Source organism: Variovorax paradoxus, from assembly GCF_024734665.1.
Lineage (GTDB): Bacteria > Pseudomonadota > Gammaproteobacteria > Burkholderiales > Burkholderiaceae_C > Variovorax.
The window spans coordinates 1746085-1764352 of record NZ_CP102931.1; the positions used below are offsets into that span (position 1 = coordinate 1746085).

Genomic DNA, 18268 nt, shown 5'->3' on the forward strand with positions numbered 1-18268 from the left:
GGCCTCGTGAACGCTCTTTAAAAATTCGCAAGCACCGAGGCGAGACCGGCCACTGGAACGGATCGTCGCCTCACACCATCTTTCATTCAGCCCTGGTGACGCAATTGGTAGACGTGTCCGCCTTAGAAGCGGAATCCTGGGAGTTCGAGTCTCCCCTGGGGCACCAATTTTTCTTCTCTTTTTTCTCTGGGTGTAGTGTCAATCTGGTAGACGGCCTGCCTTGGAAGCAGGAGGCTGCAGGTTCAAATCCTGCCACTCAGACCATCTTTTTTCTTCGTCTTTTTTTCCACGCGTGTGTAGCTCAACTGGCAGAGCACTGGACTCCAAACCCAACGGTTGAAGGTTCGACTCCTTCCGCGCGCGCCAATCTTTTCTGGCCCTTCGCCTAGTGGCCCAAGGCACCGGGTTTTGATCCCGGCATCCAAGGTTCGAATCCTTGAGGGTCTGCCAGTTTTCTCTTTCGTTCCGCTAACTCAGTGGCCAGAGTGCCTCCCTGTCCAGGAGGAAGCCAGGGGTTCGACTCCCCTGCGGAACGCCATATATTCCGGCGCGATAGCAAAGTGGCTATGCAACGGATTGCAAATCCGTCCACCCCGGTTCGAATCCGGGTCGCGCCTCCATTCATCCATCGATCCATCCACTTTTTCCCCGATAGCTCAGTTGGTAGTAGCAGCGCACTGTTAATGCGCGTGTCACACGTTCGATCCGTGTTCGGGGAGCCAAAAAATCTGTCCATCTTTCGCATGGGCGCCAGCACCATACTCGAACGCAAAAATCCCAAAGGAGCAGCGAAGCATGAAACCCGAAGTCCAACAGAACAAGATCGTCGTGCTCTCTGGCTCCGGTGTGAGTGCCGAAAGCGGCCTGCCCACGTTCCGCGATGCCAAGGGCCTGTGGAACACCTACTCGTGGCAGGAACTCGCAAGCCCTGAAGGCTGGCGAAAGCATCCCGAGGCGGTGCTGGCCTTCTACAACGAGCGACGTGCGAAGGCGTGGCAGGCGCAGCCGAACGCCGCACACCTCGCCATTGCATCGCTCGAGTCGGCGTACGAAGTCGTGATCGTCACGCAGAACGTCGATGCGCTGCACGAGCGTGCGGGTTCGCGCAACGTGCTGCACGTGCACGGGCAACTCGCGTATGCGCGCGGCACATCCGAGCCTGAACCCAGGCGCTACCGCATCGACGGCGAACCCATTGCCATGGGCCAGTTGTGCGAGGACGGCACGCAACTGCGGCCCGACATCGTGTGGTTCGGCGAAGCGGTGCAGCACTTCGACGAAGCTGAGCTGCATGTGGCCACCGCGGCGCGCGTGCTGGTGGTGGGTACGTCGCTCACTGTCAACCCGGCGGCATCGCTGGTGCGGTACGCGGATCGCTCTGCGCAGAAGGTGCTGGTTGCGCTCGACATGGAAGACGTGCCGCACGGATTCACCTTCCTGCAAGGCAAGGCCACCGACGTGGTGCCGGCCTTGGTGGCAAGGTGGCTTCACGAGGCGAGAGCCGGCACGTGATTGCCCTGCAGCGCTGCTTCAACCCAAGCCCGTCATCGTGTCGATGACGGGCTTTTTTATTGATCTTTCTTGTTCGAATCGATCAGCGCATCGTGCAGGCAGTGTCTGTAGTTCTTTCTCCGCATGCCGTTTGGCACTGGTCGTGCGCAGGTGCCTCGCTTAAGGTACGGGCCTTGCGAACCCGATGTAGCGCGGACCGCCAACACCTCGCAGACCCTTTGGCTCATTGTGTCTTCGCGAGATGAGGCGGCTTAAAACTTATTGTTTTGTTTCGGACGTCTTCTGAAGAAATAGACAAAAAAGATCCGTGCAACAGATCGATAAAGCAGGAAAAGTTTGTTAAAAATCGGGCCTTCCGTTGCGTACTTGTTTCGATTTGATCGAATGGAAAGTGGGCACGAATGGATTCGAAGGCGCGATGTAATGCGAAAGCGTTGCGCCTGAAAGATGGGGCGACCCCCGCTGTGTCACCAGCGCTGGCGCCATCCGGTTGCGATTCGCTGCCGTCCTCCTGCAAGTGGAGGGCGGCTGGTTCCACGGTGTCCTCAATGGGCACGCAATTTCTGAGGGAGTTGATCTCATGGCAGTAGACATGTTCATGCGCGTTGAAGGCGCAAACGGCGAATCGAAGGACTCGAACCACAAGGAGTGGACGGACATCAAGTCGTTTGCGTGGGGAGCAACGCAGCCTGGAAACATGGTCAGCGGCGGTGGCGGCGGGGTTGGCAAGGCCAGCTTCAACGACCTGCAGGTGCTGGCACGCATCGACAAGGCGGCGCCGTCGGTGCTCAAGAACTGCGCCAGCGGCAAGCACCTGGCGAAGATCGAAGTGTCAGTCTGCAAGGCCGGCGGTTCGCAGATCGAATACACCCGCGTCACGCTCGAAGAAGTACTGGTCACCTCGGTGCAGTACACGGCCGAGCAGGGTTCGGACGCCGTGTTCGTGCAGTACGCCTTCCAGGCCGCAAAGGTGAAGCAGCAGTACTGGGAACAGACCGACAAGGGCGGCAAGGGCGCCGAGACGGTGCTGGGCTGGAACATCAAGGAAAACAAGGAAGCATGAGTTCCCTTTGCCGGGCGCGTTGCTCGCTTCTGCGGCACGCGCCGGGCTCGCATTGACCAGGGAGCCTTCCAGGAATGACCCGCAGCTTCATCGCCCACAGCGTGTTGGGCGAGCGCCTGAAGTTCCGCTCGATGACGGGACAGGAGCGCATCTCCGCACTGTTCGAGCATCGCGTTCGACTCATCAGCGACATGCCCAACATCCAGCCCAAGCGCATGCTGGGGGAGGACATGAGCATCGAGGTGAACCTCGCCACGGAACTCGGCGGCGCCGGCAAGCGCTTCCTGAGCGGACAGGTCACGCGCTTTGCTTACGTGGGCAAGGACGACGGCGACATGTGCGTGTACGAGGCCACGCTGCGCCCCTGGCTGTGGTACGCCACGCGGCGCTCCGACTTCAAGATCTTCCAGTTCAAGACGGCACCGCAGATCCTGCAGGAGGTGCTCGCGCCCTACGGCTATGCCATCGATGCGCGCCTGAGCGGCAACTACCGCACCTGGGACTACTGCGTGCAGTACTCGGAGAGCGACTTCAACTTCGTCAGCCGGCTCATGGAGCAGGAGGGCATCTACTACTTCTTCTCGCACGCGCAGGGCAGCCATCAGCTGGTGCTGTGCGACGGGGCGGATTCGCACACCCCCCTGCCCAGTGGTCCGGTGAAGGTGCCGTACCACGCGGGCGTGCTGGCGGCGCAGATCCTCGAGCAGGACTTCATCGACAGCTGGAGCCATTCGGAGGACATCGCTTCGGGCAACTTCGCGGCTGACGACTACGACTTCAAGAAGCCCAACGCCGAGATCGACACAGTGCGCCAGCAGCCGGCCGGCCACAGCCGCGATGACTTCGAGATCTACGACTGGCCCGGCGGCTACACCGAGCTGGGTGACGGCGAGAACTATGCACGCCTGCGGCTGGAGCAGCTCGCCGGGCGCCGCGAACTGGTGAGCGCCGAAGGCAACCTGCGCCACATGGCACCGGGCTACCTGTTCGAGCTGGCGCGCCATCCGAACGCCGAGGACAACCGCCGTTACCTGATCGAGGCCGTGACCTACGACTTCCAGGAGAACGCGCTGCGCGTGGTCGGTGCGGCGGACGCGGCCTACAGCGAATCGACCAGCAGCACCAGCTACCGCCAGACCTTCGAGGTGCTGCCCGACAGCGCCCCCTATCGCCCCGCGCGCGTCACGGCCAGGCCACGCACCACCGGACCGCAGACCGCGGTGGTGGTGGGCCCCGCGGGCGAAGAGATTCACACCGACGAGTACGGCCGCATCAAGGTGCAGTTTCATTGGGACCGCTATGGCCGGCGCGACGAGAACTCGTCGTGCTGGATTCGCGTGTCGCAGACCTGGGCTGGCAGCAACTACGGCGCCATGCATATCCCGCGTATCGGACAGGAGGTGATCGTCGACTTTCTCAACGGCGACCCTGACTATCCGATCGTCACCGGCTGTGTCTACAACGCCGCGCAGATGCCGCCGTGGGAGTTGCCGCGCCACAAGACGCAGACCGGCTTCCAGACGAACTGGAGCAAGGGCGGCGGTGGCAAGCACATGCTGCGCTTCGAGGACAGCCGCGGCACCGAGCACATCGAGCTGTCGACCGACCACGGCAACACCCACCTGCACATGGGCTACCTGATGAACCAGGGCTCGGGCGTGCAGCGCAGCTATGGCTTCGAGCTGCGCACCAACGAGTGGGGCTCCATCCGCGCGGACAAGGGCCTGCTGCTGACCACCTACACGCAAGACTACGCGCAACGCGTCTCGCGCGACAACCCCGACGGCCACGAACACATGGGCGCCACGCTGGCGCAGAGCAACGCGCTGATGCAGGCGTCGGGTCAGGCCATCGCGGCCACCAAGGCGCTGGTCGGGTCGATGGCGCAAGGCAAGAACCAGACGCTGATGGGGCTGGTGCAGGGCGTGCAGGCCGCGGGCGGTGTTTCGCAGGCCGTGGCAGCACTGGCCGCGGGCGGCACGCCGGAAGCGGGCGTTTCCGACAACCCCGACCCGGCCATGGCCGACGCGCAGCAGATGCTCGACCTCTCGCGCAAGATCGACAAGCCCGTGGTCTCCATCGTCAGCCCCGAGGGGCAGACCATGATCAGTCCCAAGCCTATCGTGATGAGCTCGGGGCAGAGCATGTCGATGCGCGCCACCTCGGCCATGACGCTGACCACCGGCGCGCAGCTCACGCAGCTCGTTACCGGCGGCATGCTCACGCAGGTGAGCGAGGGCGGGCAGGTCAACGTGGTGTCGGGCGGCGACATCGTCTCGCACGCCAGCGCGGGCGCCGTCAACCTGGTGTCGAAGACCGATGCCTCCATGACCTCCACCGAGAGCAACGCCAACATCACCGGCCGCAAGTCGGTCGTGATCCAGGCGGCCGACCAGGACGTGTTCGTCACCGGCAAGACCAGCATCTCGCTGATCTGCGGCAAGTCGTCCATCGTGCTGCTGGCCGACGGCACGGTGAACATCAACGGCGTGAAGGGCCTCGTCAACTTCACGGGCGAGCTCGACCAGCGCGGCAGCAAGATCTTCTTGAACTGCGATGCGCCCATCGGCAGCCAGAGCGAGGAAGCCGTGGTGGAAGACGGCGTGCCCCTGACGCCTGCGGCCGCTGCCACGTCGGCAGAGGCATCGGAGCGTGCTGTGCCCGCAGCCGCGCCGCCGGGCTACGTCACCACCGGCCTCGGCAAAGGCGTCGACGCCATCGCGGCGAGGTCGCCCACGTTGCAGAGGCAGATCAAGTTCCTGCAGGGCGAGAAATGGAATGTCAGCTATGGCCCTGCGGGCGGGGGCTCGTATGCCAACACCAATCCGGGTGTCAGGAAGATCGTGATCGACGGCGACTACGCGAGCGACCCGTACAAGACCGCCGCCTCGCTGTCGCACGAGGTCGGGCACGCGGTCTATTCATACCGCTTCAAGCCCGACATTTCCTCGAAGACCGCGTTCGTCAACAGCATGCTCAGCACCGAGGGCGAGGCTGCGCTGAACCAGATCCAGGTGCAGCGTGAAGTCTGGCGCGCGGCCAAGGTCGACATCCTCCAGGGCGCGAACCCCGCGAACGTGGAGGCCTTCAACGAGGCCTACAACGGCATGGTGAAGGGTGGTACCCGGGAGGCCGCAAGGGCCGCGGCCGGCAAGTACTACGGCACGCTCACCACATCGACCACCGGCGAGCAGTACACGCAGTACTACGGCAACTCCTACGACAAGAAATATGCCGGCAAACACTGAACCCATGAACCTGCAAGCCACGACCATGACGCTCTGGCAGGCCATCGATGCGCTGGCGGCGCAGTTGCCGTTCTCCACGCAGAAGGTCGGCCGCACGCTGTCGACCACCTTGAGCGACACGCATGCAGCGGGCGGCAACGTGTTCCGGTTCTTCGAAGGTACGCCGGTGCGCCTTGCGGATGGCACCGAGCTTGCGCACATCGACCTGCGCATCAAGCGCGAAGACGCGAGCCAGGGCTTTCTGGTGCTGGAGCTGAAGGGGCGCTGCGTGCCGATGGCCGAAGTGCGCCAGCACTACGCCGCACTGGAACTCATCGACGTGCCGCGCGGCCGTTCGCTCGACGAAGCGAGCACCTTCACGGCCACGCTCGGCTGGGGCCGGCTGTCGTTCGGCTTCACCGAGCGCAACCCCGACTGCCTGGCCTTCGCGGCTTTCGACCCCGCATAGAACAAACCCGGAAGAAAGCAGCCTGATGAAGTACCACATCCAGGAAGGCCAGTTCGACGTGCCGGACGATGGGCGCATCGATCGCTCGATGAACGTGCTGGCCATGCCCGATGGCTCCGGCACCACGCTCATCGTGAGCCGCGACGCGCTGCGCGCGCAGGAGAGCCTGGCGCAGTTCGTCACGCGGCAGATGAACGACCTGACGCGCCAGGTGAGCCAGCTGAAGGAGGTGTCGCGCACCGACATCGCCGTGGGGCCCGCCATTGCGAGCCTGCGCGCCATCGAGCTCGCCACGCAGTTCAAGCAGAACGGACAGGCGCTGCACCAGCGCCAGGCCGTGTTTCTCTTGCCGCAGGACGCCACCGGCAAGGCCGTGCTCATTCTCACGGCCAGTAGCCCCGTGCCGTTCGATACAGAGGCGCTCGCGCTGTGGCAGCGCACGCTCGAGAGCTTTCAGCCCAGGGCCTGACACCTTGAAGGCCACGACGACCCATGGCCGGTAAACCCGCTGCCCGGCTGCACGACCCCATTGCCCACACCAACGCGCACGCGCGCTTCTGGGCCAAGTTCGCGGGCGGGCTGATCGGCGGCATCGCCGTCGGCTTCGCGGTGGGCGTGGCCGCTGCCGCCGTGGTCGGCACCGGGGGGCTTGCGGGGCCGCTGGTGGCGGGCGCTGTGGTGGTGGGCGCGCGCATGGTCGGCGGGTATGTCGGCGCGAGCCTGGGCGAGTCGATTGCCGATGCGCTGGTGCCCGAGACCCTCACCGTGACCGGCATGATCACCAGCGGCTCGTCGGACGTGTTCATCGACAGCAAGGCCATAGGCGCGGCGCGCGCCTCGCCCGAGATGCCGATGGACACCGTGAGCTGCAAGAAAGACTCGCCGCAGATCCTTCTTGCCGAAGGCGCGGAGACCGTGTTCGTCAACATGGGCGTGGCCTCGCGCAAGGACGACCACACCGAGTGCGGCGCCAAGGTGAGCGAAGGCTCGCCCACCGTCTTCATCGGCGGGCCGACCGCACGCGTGCGCGAGGTGGCCGACGAGGTGCCGCTCATTTCGAAGGTGCTGGTGACCATCTTCAACGTGGTCATGATCTACCGCGGCCTGCGCTGCCTGCCCAAGCTCGCGCGCCAGGGCAAGAACGCGCTGCCTTGCCTGATCGAAGGCGCGGTGGGGCTGGGCATGGGCATCCACGGCCTGGCCAGCTCCTTCGGCAACCCGGTGCATGCGGCCACGGGCGGAAAGTTTCTGGGTGGCGAGAGCGAGCTCGACTTCAGCTTGCCCGGCCCGCTGCCCATTGCGTGGCAGCGCTTCTACAGCAGCCATGACCTGCGCCGCGACGGCGCGCTGGGGCAGGGCTGGAGCCTGCCCTATGCGATGGAGCTGCGGCTGGGCAACGACGCCGCCGGACAGCCCACCGTGACGCTCATCGATGAGCAGGGCCGGCCGATGGTGCTGCCAGACATCGAGCCCGGTACTCGGCAATACAGCCTGCGCGACGGCCTGGACCTGTGCCGCTCCGAAGGCAGCCACTACTTCATTCACGTGCCGGGCGGGCTGTTCTTCATGTTCGAGCCACCGGCCGAAGGCGAGCCGCGCGCGCAGACGCTGAAGCTCGCGCGGCTTGAGGACCGCAACGGCAACTTCATCGACCTGCGCCACGACGCGTTGGGCCGGCTGATCGAGCTGACCGACAGCACCGGGCGCCTGCTGGCACTCGACTACGCGGGCGAGAGCCGCCGGCTGGGGGCAGTGCGCCTGGCCGCCGGTGCACCCGGCGAGCTGCCGGGCCTGCTGGTGGCGTACAGGCACGACGCCGAAGGCCGCCTGCTCGACGTGACCGACCGCAACGGCGTAGTGGTGCGCCGCTTCGGCTACGACGCCCAGGGCCTCATGAGCTTCCACGCCGACGCGGCGGGGCTGGAGTGCCACTACGAGTGGCGCGGCCCGGCCGGCGACGCGCACGTGGCCCGCCACTGGACAAACGACGGTGAGAGCTACACCGTGCGCCGCATGACGCCCCCCGCGGACGATGCGCTGGCGCTGGGCGAGACCCTGGTCATCGACCAACTCGGCCGCGAATTCGCCTGGCACTGGAACGCCGACCACCAGGTCACCGACTACATCGACGCGGCCGGCCGCCACTGGCATGCGCAGTACAACGAGCTGCGCCAGCTCGTCGCCATCACCGAGCCCGGCGGCGCCACCACGCGCTGCACCTACGACCCCATGGGGCTCATGAGCAGCCGCACCGATGCGCTCGGCCGCACGCAGAGCACCGGCTGGACCGAGTTCGGCCAGCCCTGGCGCGAGACCCTGGCAGACGGCAGCACCTGGACCTACGCCTACAGCGACCAGGGCAACCTGGTGCGCGAGACCGACCCGCTGGGCCACACCACCGAGTACGCCTACGACAGGCGGGGCCTGCCCATCGTCGTTACCGACGGCAAGGGCGGCACCAACCGCATGGCCTGGAACGAGTGCGCGCAACTGGTCTCCCTGACCGACTGCTCCGGCAAGACCACGCGCTACGCCTACGACGGCTGGGGCCACCTGCAGGCCGTGACCGACGCCGCGAACCAGCGCACGAGATTGACGCACGACGCCATGGGGCGGCTGCTGTCGGTGTCGCAGCCTGACCAGAGCCACCAGTCGTTCCGCCGTGACGCGGCCGGCCGCATCGTGGCCGCCACCGATGCGCTGAGCCGCAGCACGCAATTCGCACTCGGCCTGCGCGGCCAACCGCTGACGCGGCAGGACGCCGAGGGGCGCCGCATCGCGTGGCACTACGACAGCGCCCAGCGCCTGCAGTCGCTAGTCAACGAGAACGGGCTGCACTTCGAGTTCGTGCGCGACGCTGCCGATCGCGTGGTGGAAGAGCGCCGCGTGGGCGGCACGCGCGTGCAGGTGGAATACGACGCCAACGGCTGGCCGGTGTGCATCACCCATGTGCCGGGCATCGGCGACGAAGACCTCGCGCTGCACGACGGCACCGCGCCACGGCCCGCCGCGAGCCGCCCCTTGCGCACCGAGTTGCTGCGTGACGCCGTGGGTCGCCTGGTCGGAAAGCGCACCCAGAGCCACCACTACCGCTACAGCTACGACCAGCTAGACCGGCTGACCGAGGCGGTCAAGCTGGAGGCGCCGCAACCCGGCACGGGTGACGAACCACGCGCGCTGCACCGCACCGTGTTCGCTTACGACAAGCTCGGCCGGCTGATCGAAGAGACCGCCATCGACGAGCTCACCGGCGAGACGCACACCCTGCACCACGCGCACGACGAACTCGGCAACCGCACGCAGACCGTGCTGCCCGCCATCGCGTCGCAGCCGGGTGTGCAGCGTGTGCTGAACTACCTGTACTACGGCTCCGGCCACCTGCACCAGATCAACCTGTCGCAGCAACGCGGCGATGCACCCGCGGTGCACCAACTGATCAGCGACATCGAGCGCGACGACCTGCACCGCGAGGTGGCGCGCAGCCAGGGCGCGCTGCACACCCGCTTCGCGCTCGACCCGCTGGGCCGACGTGCCGCATCGTGGTGCCGGGCTGGCGGGCTGGACACAGCCTTCACTACGCAAGCCCCGAGCTGGCGCCAGGCCATCGACAGCGCCGGCACGCCCGGGGCCCGCCTGCTCGACGGGTTGATGAAGGAGTACAGCTACGACCCCGTGGGCGAACTGCGGCAGAGCCGGCATTCGCTGCAGGGCACGACAGGGCACCGGTACGACGCTACCGGGCGCATCGAGGAGACCTTGCGCAGCGCGGCTGCCAACAGCGAACGCTTCGCCTACGACCCTGCGGGCAACCTGCTCGATGCATCATCGACCGCGCCCGGCTATGTGCGCGACAACCTCGTGCGCGTGTTCGAGGACAAGCGCTACAGCTACGACGGCCACGGACGGCTGGTGCGCAAGAGGTCGGGCAGGCATACCGAGCAGCGTTTCGAGTGGGATGACGAAAGCCGGCTCATGGCCGTGCACACCACGCGCCGCCCGGGCACGCCCGAAGCCACCACGCAACTCACCCGCTTCGACTACGACGCCATGGGGCGGCGCGTGGCGAAGCACGATGCATTCGGCAGCACGCGGTTCGTCTGGGAGGGGATGCGGCTGATCGAGGAGCGCAGGGGCTCGCAGGTGGTGAGCTACGTGTACGAGCCCGAAAGCCACGTACCAGTCGCGCGGCTTGACGCCAAGGCCGAGCCCGCCTCGGCATCGACCACGGCGCAGGTCTTTCACTTTCACAACGACACCGCCGGCCTGCCGGAAGAACTGAGCAACAACGAAGGCCAACTGTGCTGGCGCGCGAGCTACAGGACATGGGGCGCGACCGTTACCGAGCAGTGGGAGGTCACGGCCCTGAATGGCCGCGCTGTTGCATCGACCGGCACGGTGCCCCAGGCCATCGAGCAGAACCTGCGCTTCCAGGGCCAGTACCTGGACCGGGACACGGGGCTGCACTACAACACCTTCCGGTTCTATGACCCGGACATTGGGCGGTTCATCAGCCCTGACCCGATCGGGCTTGCGGGCGGCGACAACCTGCATAGCTACTCGCCCAACCCCATCCGGTGGATCGACCCGCTGGGTTGGATCTGCGGCGAGACGCTTGCACGGCCGGTCGGCTTCAACAGGGGCAGCCGCAACTTCACGCTGGAGCAGGGCAATGCCACCTCGGGCTGGAAGCACATCTACGACCGACACGTCGATCCGGTGCGGTTCCCCAACAAGTCGAAGTTCAACTCCAGCATGAGCCAGGGAGAGATTTCCTCGCTGCTGGGCAAGACGCTCAAGCACGGCAAGGAGTCGAGCTACGAGGGGAAGGCCGTGTTCGAGTCCCGGCTGAAGTACGACGGACAATACAAACGCTATCGCGCCACCGTCAACGAAGACGGAACCGTTCGAACCTTCCACCCGCTGGACTGACTATGCTGGACATCTACTACACAGACCCCTCCACCACGGACATGCCCGAAGACCCGGGCAGCCTGGAACTGGCGGGCTCCATCGAACTCGATGCGCACCGTTCGCTGGCCGTGTTGTTCGACAAGGGCAGCAAGGCCGGCGCAAGTTTCAAGTACTTCGAAGATTCCCTGCTGAAACCCGCACAGGTTGCAACGCTGCTGAAAATCTTCACTTCGAATGTGGGAGAGCTTGACGGCAACCGCCAGGCGCTTGCGGCGTTCGACGAAATGCGCGGCATCTTCGAAGGAGCGGTCGGCAAAGGCGCGGGGCTTGTGGCGTTCAGCGACTGAGCCTGTCGGGGCGAAGCACGATGCCTTGGCAGGAATGGAACTCACATTCCGACCACAAGGTCACCTGACCCATGAAGGCCTGCAGTCCATGAAATCGATCGACCTGTTGTACGAAGACCTGCAGAACGCGCCCTCACTGCTTTCCGTGGGGGACGAGGTGCGCTTCATGCTTGGCGTGATGGCGCTCGAGCCCGATGACATCGCGTGCAGCGAGGCTTTCTTCAAGATACTGGACCAGCTCGAAGACTCCCACACCACGGGGTGGGGCCATACCTCCGAGGATCCCGAGGCCGTGAAGGTCTTCGAGCGCTTTGCTTCATTCCTGGAAGGACTTGCGGCGCACATTCCTGCTCAGCAAGAGTGGCTCGGCAGTGCGGCGGAGAACTTCCGTCTCCGGTGAAACGGAGGCTGGTGAAGCACGTCGGATGTTGAAGCAAACCATCGCCGGGCAGCTCGACCTTCTGCGCTACCTCGAGCGAGGCGCCGTGCATCTGGCCGCGGGCATGAGCATTCCGGAGCAGACAGCCTGCGAGCAAGAGGCCGACGAGCAATGGCGCACGGGGTCGGGGGTCGTGTACACCTTCGACTTTGACGGCTGGAGTCTCAACCTCCACTTCGACCTCGAAAAGAATTTCTTGCACGACACCATCGACTTCTTCGGGCATTGCGACCTGCCCGACTTCGCGGACATTGCCGGACTCGCGCGGGCCGCTTGCGCTATCGAGGGCGCGACAGGCTTCGACCTGGGCGACGAGCAAGTGGTTCTGCTTCCATCCAGCGTCACGCTCCATTTCCGCAAGGAGGAGGGCGACGTGCAAGTGCTGACGAAGATTGCAGGTGCTCTGCTTTCGTACGGTGCACTCGCGGACTACTACCGCTCGATGCTGCGGCGTTGAGCGTGGCCTCCGATGCACCCATGCTCGACATCTACTTCGTCCCATTTTCATGCCGGGCCATGCCCAAGGATCCGCGCGGGTTGGTGCATGCGGGCTCCATCGACTTCGATGCGCATCGCTCCTTGGCCGTTGTGTTCGACCAATGCGGGCACGCGGGCGCAAACCTCAGCTACTTCGGTGACTCCCTGCTACTTGATGGGCGAGATCGACACCGGAAAGATCAGCACGTTCGTCTGATGGTTGCCATTGTCCGAATGAAAGAGCCTGCCGGTGACCTCGACCGTCTTGCCCTTGAGGCGCTTGAACGCAGCCATGTTCTTTTCGTCGAGTGCCATGTGCAGTAGCACCACGTTTTTCTCGGCAGGCCAATCGCGCGGCTCGTCTTCCGGCACGGAGATGGGCTCGGTGAGCCGTATCGCCGGGAACTTGAGCTTCTCTCCCTCGGGCTTCATGCCGTCAGCGGAGAGCAGCGTGCCTTGGAGCGTGACGACGGCTGGCTCATAGGGGAGGGGCTTGGCGGTCGCGAGCGAAGCACAGAGTGCGAAGGCTAACGAACACAGGATTGAAGCGAAGGGCGTGTTTTGCATGGCGAATTTCTGATGCTGGATTCGTGAAGGGCTTCACGGTATTGCAGAGGACGAGCGCAGTGGATTTGCAGGCTACATCTCGAATCACCCTGATGCTGGCGATCTTGCCCAGAAGTCCGGCGGGTTCGCAAGGTGCGTTGGAGCCGCGCCGGATCGGGCAAGAGCGGCGGCGTACGGGTCGTCTACTTCAACCGCGGCAGGTTCGACGAAGTCGTCTTGATGTTGATCTATGCCAAAGCGAACCTCGATTCGATCTCTGGCGAAACCTTGAAGGAGTTGCGCGATGCCGCAGAAAAAGCCAATGGGTGATGCCGAACTGGCCGCCTTCGAAGCGAGCCAGGACTTCGAGGCCTTGCTTATTCAGTCTGCACGCGAGATGGGCGCGGGCAAGACGCGCAAGGTCTACACGCCGGTCGTTGCCGCGCGTGAGAACGCGGGCTTGTCGCAAGCCGGGTTTGCGCAACTGCTGGGCGTCTCGGTGCGTACCTTGCAGCAATGGGAGCAGGGGCGTCGCGAGCCGACGGGCGCCGCGAAGACGCTGATTGCCATTGCAGAGAAGATGCCTGAGGCACTAAGGGCGGTTGATCCCGAGTACAAGGCGCCGCGACGTGCGCTCGGTCGTGCGAAGAGCAGGCAGATCAAGACTTAAGCTTCCGCATCGTCGAGCGCAGCAGCGATCACGGTGATGCACTCAAAGTCGACGCGATTCCCAATTTGTTCACTGCATGGAGGCGTCCGCCAGCGCGCTTCTCCCATACATTTGAAGGTCCGCCGCGCCTCACGGCGGGACATCGATGCACACCGCAGCGATGTCGATGTGAGGCACAAAAGGCGACGGCCAAGGTGCGCTAACACCATGGCCGTCTGACCAATCAACGTGCAGATCTTTGGTAAGGAGCACATCAAGTGGCTGATCGAATTATCGCCGGGCAGAACTCGCCCACCTCCGACGACGTAACCCGCCAGCAGGACGCGTCAGGCATTCTTGAGAACAAGTTGACCCAACTGCAATCTCTGCTGAGTTGCTGTCATGGGGACTGGAGTGAATGGCTCGAAGGAATTGGGGAGCGGCACCGGGACAACATCATGTGGCTTGCGGCGGATCTGGCGAACGACATTGCCCGGCTCACGCAAGAACTCCTGAAGAGACTCAACGCGATGGATCAGCAGAAAGCCTGAAGGATCAACGGTGGGCATCTGACCCACCTCCGATCCTCACGGCTGGATCGCCACGATCGCCTTGGGTGACAGCCGAGGTGCGGCAGTCATCGGCTGCTATTTTTAGTCGAGCTGAGCGTCTACTCTGGTCATGCCTCTTCGGCAGGAGCGTCAGGCGCATCAGTGTTCACCGTGTCGTCGATGTCCATCGGCGTCGCCAAGATGCTTTGGCCGAGGGCGTTGATCAGCGTCTCCGGGATGTCGTAGTTCGTGCTCGCAAGTTCTTGCTTGATCTCGGCCATCAGTTGCTCGCGCGTCTCGCCGCGATCGGCGTGGATCACAGCCTGGGTACGCCCACCGTGCAGGGTGTCCCAACGAGATCGCTTGGACGCATCTCGGCCTGAGCCTTGTGCGTTGTTGCCAAATCCGTCGACAAAGTTGTTCCACAGCGGTTTGTACAGCGACAGCAACGATGTTTCGGCCAGACGGATGAAGGCGTCGTCCATCACCAGAGCGCGGTAGCAAAAATCTTCGATGCTGAAATCGGTGGATGCGGCCCCGATACTCAAACGGTGTTTCATCAGCCGCTTGCGCAAGGTGGGCTCTTCGTCCGCAGTCGCGATCCCGCGTCTACCGCCGCTCGGGAGGGCCTGGCCAACATAGATTGGCCAAACGATCTTCCCGTTGGAGTTCTGCTGCGCCAGGGGCGCGTAGGGGGGAAACCCGGCGCCGGTGTAATAGATCGCGTAGACGCCTGGGCCTCTCAACGGGAAGGGCGTCGACAACGGGTACACCGGCGTCGTGAGCAAGACTTCTGCGATCGAGGCTCCGAGAACGCGCTTCTCGAGAGGGTTGAAAGGGATCACCCTGGAGATGACAACGCGCGCGCTCTTCTGGGCCGCAGTCCTTGGACGACGGGTGCTCATGCGCGCTTTGAGGCTAAGGCCTGCTGATTCGATTGCGCGAGTGCCTTTGCGACATCCGCAGTGCTTTTCAGGCCCATCTTGCGGAGTTGGGATTCGACGAGCTGAATACCGACGCTCGACATCACCTGACGTGCAAGCTCTACTGGCACGGCGTTGCCTAGCTGACGCATCACCTCGCCCCAGGCACCATGGAATCGGTACCCGTCGGGAAAGGTCTGAAGGCGTGCGGATTCTCGAATGGTGAAGTAGCGGCAACTGCCGTCGTCGTTCACCATCATGTTCTCGCCTCCAGGCACGCCATGGCCGCCGGCCTTCAGCGTCTTAGCTGGAAGATCCAGGGGGCTGCCCGTGTGGCCAGGGTATGACTTAGCACCCGGTTGATAGGTGTGGTTGATGAGGTGGTGCTTCACGCGCCTTTCCGGGTTCGGCATGTCTGCTAGCGCCTCGCGCACGGTTTTCCAAGGCTTAAGCGGCTCTTCAATCAGGCTACGCTGACGGATCAGCATTTGGCTCGTCGCCGTGATCAGCGGTGACGCCGGCCGATTCTTTTTCGCGATTTGATTCCGCTCCCAGTATGCCCCGGTGACCCATTGGTCGTGCATCAGCGCGGACTGGCTGTGCGTCTGCTCGGGCATGCTCCACGTGGTCTCGAGATCGTGACGAAAGCCAACGATGAAAACGCGTTCACGGCGTTGCGGCACACCGTAGTCGGCGGCGTTGACGAGGTTGGTCTGGAGGCGGTATGTCAGGGCCCTGCCGTGCTGCTTGCCCGAGCTGTGCTCTGCCTGCAGGCGGACGTAATGGCCTTGCCAGTCCTCGTTCTTCCTCTTGGGAGACTCGGGAAATTCCAGCTGCAGGCGGATGTATTCGAAGTAGTTGTGGAAGGCCGAACGCGTGAGGCCTTTCACGTTCTCGAAAATGAACGCTTTCGGTTGGAGCCGGCGCACGATGTCCACGCTTGCGGGGAACATGTCCCGCTGATCGTTGTACGCACCGTGCTTGCCGCCCATCGAGAAGGGCTGACACGGCGGGCCGCCGGCGACGAGTTCGATGTCTGTAGGCAGCGATTTCCAGTCGAAATCGCGTACATCGCCTTCGTGAATGGGCCAACCGGACACCAGGGGGTACCCATTCTTCTGGTTTTCGCGAAGGGTATCGCATGCCCACCGGTCCCACTCCAAAACCGCCAAAGGCTTGAACCCAGAGAGGCTTGCTCCCAAAGCTAGGCCGCCGGCCCCAGCGAAAAGCTCAACTGCACGCATCGAGTCACCCTTTTTCTATTGGTCAAGTGTATCCCGCAAGGTCGCTTTCTAGGCCTGTAGACGTGGGGAATGGAGCCTGCTCGCGGAGTGTGCAGTAGTCGCGAATGGAGGGCTCTGAGCATGCTTGATGAGGCTATCCCAACAGTTGCTCCCGCGAAGAATTCGATTGCATCTATGGGTCAAGAAACTCGCGAATTCTTCTTTCGAGTTCCTTTGTGTCACGAATCTGGCACTCCCAGATCGTCATCACGTTCCAGCCCATGCTTTCCAGGATTTCCAGGGTTTTGACGTCACGTGCCTTGTTGCTATCCAGTTTGGGTATCCAGAATTCGAGCCGCGACTTTGGCAATCTTGCCAGCCGACAATCCGGATCATCGTGTCTATGCCAGAAGCAGCCATGGATAAAGATCACCTTGTGTCGAGCCGGGAATACCAGGTCTGGTTTTCCTGGGAGGTCCTTCCTGTGCAGGCGGTAGCGGTATCCCATTCCATGCACCAACCGACGCACAACCATCTCCAGCGCCGTATCAGTGGCGCGCACCTTACGCATCCGCTCGCTCCGCTGTAATGGGGTCAGGCTGTCCATGCTTTGAGTCAGGCCTTGATTGAGGCAAGCATTACTCTAGGACGTTTGGGGTTGTAGCCGGGCAGAAATCAGACAGACGGATGCCCACTGCTCGTCTATTCAAAAATGAGCGTCTTATCTCGCACCGTTGGCGCATCCCGCAGCCACAAAACAAAAAAGCCATCCCGAAAGATGGCTTAAATGCTTGATTTCATTATCAAATTTGGTGCCGGAGAGATGAATCGAACACCCGACCTTCTCATTACGAATGAGCTGCTCTACCGACTGAGCTACACCGGCGAAGCCTCAGATTATAGCCAAGAAATCACGCCTTCTCGGCGTGGTACTGGGTCAGCCGCTCAACTTCGTTACGCGAACCCAACATCACGCTCACCCGCTCATGCAGTTTGGTGGGCTGCAGGTCGAGGATGCGTTGCTTGCCATTGGTGGCCGCGCCGCCGGCCTGTTCGACCAGCCAGCTCATGGGGTTGGCCTCGTACATCAGGCGCAGCTTGCCGGCCTTTTCGGGCTCGCGCTTGTCCCACGGGTACATGAAGACGCCGCCGCGCATCAGGATGCGGTGCACGTCGGCCACCATGCTGGCAATCCAGCGCATGTTGAAGTCTTTGCCGCGCGGGCCTTCCTTGCCGGCCAGGCATTCGTCGATGTAGCGCTTCATGGGCTCGTCCCAGTGGCGCATGTTGCTCATGTTGATGGCAAATTCCTTGGTGTCGGCCGGAATCTGGATGTCTTCCTGCGTCAGCACGAAGCTGCCTTGTTCGCGGTCCAGCGTGAACATGGCCACGCCGTTGCCCACGGTCAGCACCAGGGTGGTCTGCGGGCCGTAGATGCAGTAGCCGGCGGCCACTTGCTGGGTGCCTGCCTGCAGAAAGTCGCCTTCCTGCACGCCGGGGTGGTCGTCGGGCTTCTTCAGCACGCTGAAGATGGTGCCGATGCTGACGTTCACGTCGATGTTGCTGCTGCCGTCGAGCGGATCGAACATGAGCAGGTATTCGCCCTGGGGATAGCGGTTGGGCACCACGTAGATGCTGTCCATTTCCTCGCTGGCCATGGCCGCGAGGTGGCCGCCCCATTCGTTGGCCTCAATCAGCACTTCGTTGGCGATGATGTCCAGCTTCTTCTGGATCTCGCCCTGCACGTTCTCGCTCTCGGCGGTGCCGAGCACGCCGCCCAGCGCGCCCTTGTTGACGGCCTGGCTGATGCTCTTGCAGGCGCGCGCGACCACTTCGAGCAGCAGGCGCAGCTGGCCGGGAATGAGGCCGTCGGCGCGTTGTTGTTCGACGAGGTAGCGGGTGAGGGAAATCTTTTGTTGAGCCATGTGTCT

At 63.4% G+C, this 18268-nt stretch carries 17 protein-coding genes and 7 tRNA genes; 18 read left to right on the top strand and 6 right to left on the bottom strand.

What is annotated here, in order from left to right; all coding sequences use genetic code 11:
• Positions 1-89: 89 nt before the first annotated feature.
• The 15 genes from NWF24_RS08125 (at position 90) to NWF24_RS08195 (ending at position 12425) form a co-directional block, all read left to right on the top strand.
• Positions 90-166: transfer RNA gene (locus NWF24_RS08125), tRNA-Leu, on the top strand.
• A 20-nt stretch (positions 167-186) separates the two neighbouring features.
• Positions 187-264, top strand: a tRNA-Pro gene (locus NWF24_RS08130).
• A 26-nt stretch (positions 265-290) separates the two neighbouring features.
• Positions 291-366: transfer RNA gene (locus NWF24_RS08135), tRNA-Trp, on the top strand.
• A gap of 96 nt (positions 367-462) precedes the next feature.
• Positions 463-538, top strand: a tRNA-Asp gene (locus NWF24_RS08140).
• Between the two features lie 8 nt (positions 539-546).
• Positions 547-620, top strand: a tRNA-Cys gene (locus NWF24_RS08145).
• A gap of 25 nt (positions 621-645) precedes the next feature.
• Positions 646-722 (top strand) — tRNA-Asn (locus NWF24_RS08150).
• A 73-nt stretch (positions 723-795) separates the two neighbouring features.
• Positions 796-1512: an SIR2 family NAD-dependent protein deacylase gene (locus NWF24_RS08155; RefSeq protein WP_258353748.1), complete on the top strand. Its 717-nt coding sequence runs from the start codon at positions 796-798 to the stop codon at positions 1510-1512.
• A gap of 580 nt (positions 1513-2092) precedes the next feature.
• Positions 2093-2575: an Hcp family type VI secretion system effector gene (locus tag NWF24_RS08160; RefSeq protein WP_258353749.1), complete on the top strand. Its 483-nt coding sequence runs from the start codon at positions 2093-2095 to the stop codon at positions 2573-2575.
• A 74-nt stretch (positions 2576-2649) separates the two neighbouring features.
• Entirely contained in the window at positions 2650-5823 is a 3174-nt protein-coding gene (locus NWF24_RS08165) for a type VI secretion system Vgr family protein (RefSeq protein WP_258353750.1), read from the top strand.
• A 4-nt stretch (positions 5824-5827) separates the two neighbouring features.
• A complete protein-coding gene (locus NWF24_RS08170) occupies positions 5828-6271 on the top strand; it encodes a hypothetical protein (RefSeq protein ID WP_258353751.1) in 444 nt (147 codons plus the stop codon).
• 25 nt (positions 6272-6296) lie between these two features.
• On the top strand, positions 6297-6740 hold the full coding sequence (locus tag NWF24_RS08175) for a DUF1795 domain-containing protein (protein ID WP_258353752.1): 444 nt from the start codon (positions 6297-6299) through the stop codon (positions 6738-6740).
• A 23-nt stretch (positions 6741-6763) separates the two neighbouring features.
• On the top strand, positions 6764-11200 hold the full coding sequence (locus NWF24_RS08180) for an RHS repeat-associated core domain-containing protein (protein ID WP_258353753.1): 4437 nt from the start codon (positions 6764-6766) through the stop codon (positions 11198-11200).
• 2 nt (positions 11201-11202) lie between these two features.
• On the top strand, positions 11203-11529 hold the full coding sequence (locus NWF24_RS08185; RefSeq protein ID WP_258353754.1) for a hypothetical protein: 327 nt from the start codon (positions 11203-11205) through the stop codon (positions 11527-11529).
• Positions 11530-11617: 88 nt separating this feature from the next.
• Positions 11618-11929, top strand: a complete 312-nt coding sequence (locus NWF24_RS08190) for a hypothetical protein (protein ID WP_258353755.1) — start codon at positions 11618-11620, stop codon at positions 11927-11929.
• A gap of 25 nt (positions 11930-11954) precedes the next feature.
• Positions 11955-12425, top strand: a complete 471-nt coding sequence (locus NWF24_RS08195; protein WP_258353756.1) for a hypothetical protein — start codon at positions 11955-11957, stop codon at positions 12423-12425.
• 188 nt (positions 12426-12613) lie between these two features.
• On the opposite strand, the gene NWF24_RS08200 is transcribed toward NWF24_RS08195, so the two are convergent.
• Positions 12614-13012: a DUF4431 domain-containing protein gene (locus NWF24_RS08200; RefSeq protein ID WP_258353757.1), complete on the bottom strand. Its 399-nt coding sequence runs from the start codon at positions 13010-13012 to the stop codon at positions 12614-12616.
• Positions 13013-13144: 132 nt separating this feature from the next.
• Here NWF24_RS08200 and NWF24_RS08205 point away from each other — a divergent pair, with 132 nt between their 5' ends.
• From NWF24_RS08205 to NWF24_RS08215, 3 genes are all read left to right on the top strand, one after another.
• Complete coding sequence (locus NWF24_RS08205; protein WP_258353758.1) at positions 13145-13321, top strand: hypothetical protein; 177 nt, start codon at positions 13145-13147, stop codon at positions 13319-13321.
• On the top strand, positions 13296-13661 hold the full coding sequence (locus tag NWF24_RS08210) for a helix-turn-helix domain-containing protein (protein ID WP_309148866.1): 366 nt from the start codon (positions 13296-13298) through the stop codon (positions 13659-13661). The genes NWF24_RS08205 and NWF24_RS08210 overlap by 26 nt, the downstream gene beginning before the upstream one ends.
• A 257-nt stretch (positions 13662-13918) precedes the next feature.
• Entirely contained in the window at positions 13919-14191 is a 273-nt protein-coding gene (locus NWF24_RS08215; protein ID WP_258353759.1) for a hypothetical protein, read from the top strand.
• Positions 14192-14319: 128 nt separating this feature from the next.
• Here the strand turns inward: NWF24_RS08215 and NWF24_RS08220 are convergent, their stop codons facing one another.
• The 5 genes from NWF24_RS08220 to NWF24_RS08240 all read right to left on the bottom strand — a co-directional run bounded on the left by NWF24_RS08220 (position 14320) and on the right by NWF24_RS08240 (position 18262).
• Positions 14320-15096, bottom strand: a complete 777-nt coding sequence (locus NWF24_RS08220; RefSeq protein ID WP_258353760.1) for an Eco29kI family restriction endonuclease — start codon at positions 15094-15096, stop codon at positions 14320-14322.
• On the bottom strand, positions 15093-16358 hold the full coding sequence (locus tag NWF24_RS08225; protein ID WP_258353761.1) for a DNA cytosine methyltransferase: 1266 nt from the start codon (positions 16356-16358) through the stop codon (positions 15093-15095). The genes NWF24_RS08220 and NWF24_RS08225 overlap by 4 nt, the downstream gene beginning before the upstream one ends.
• Before the next feature lie 172 nt (positions 16359-16530).
• The gene (locus NWF24_RS08230) at positions 16531-16944 is read right to left on the bottom strand and encodes a very short patch repair endonuclease (protein WP_258353762.1); all 414 of its coding nucleotides are present in this window, start codon (positions 16942-16944) and stop codon (positions 16531-16533) included.
• 203 nt (positions 16945-17147) lie between these two features.
• A tRNA-Thr gene (locus tag NWF24_RS08235) sits at positions 17148-17223 on the bottom strand.
• Positions 17224-17248: 25 nt separating this feature from the next.
• Positions 17249-18262 carry a class 1 fructose-bisphosphatase gene (locus tag NWF24_RS08240; protein WP_093051765.1) on the bottom strand — a complete coding sequence of 338 codons (1014 nt, stop codon included), beginning with the start codon at positions 18260-18262 and terminating at the stop codon, positions 17249-17251.
• Positions 18263-18268: the final 6 nt, after the last annotated feature.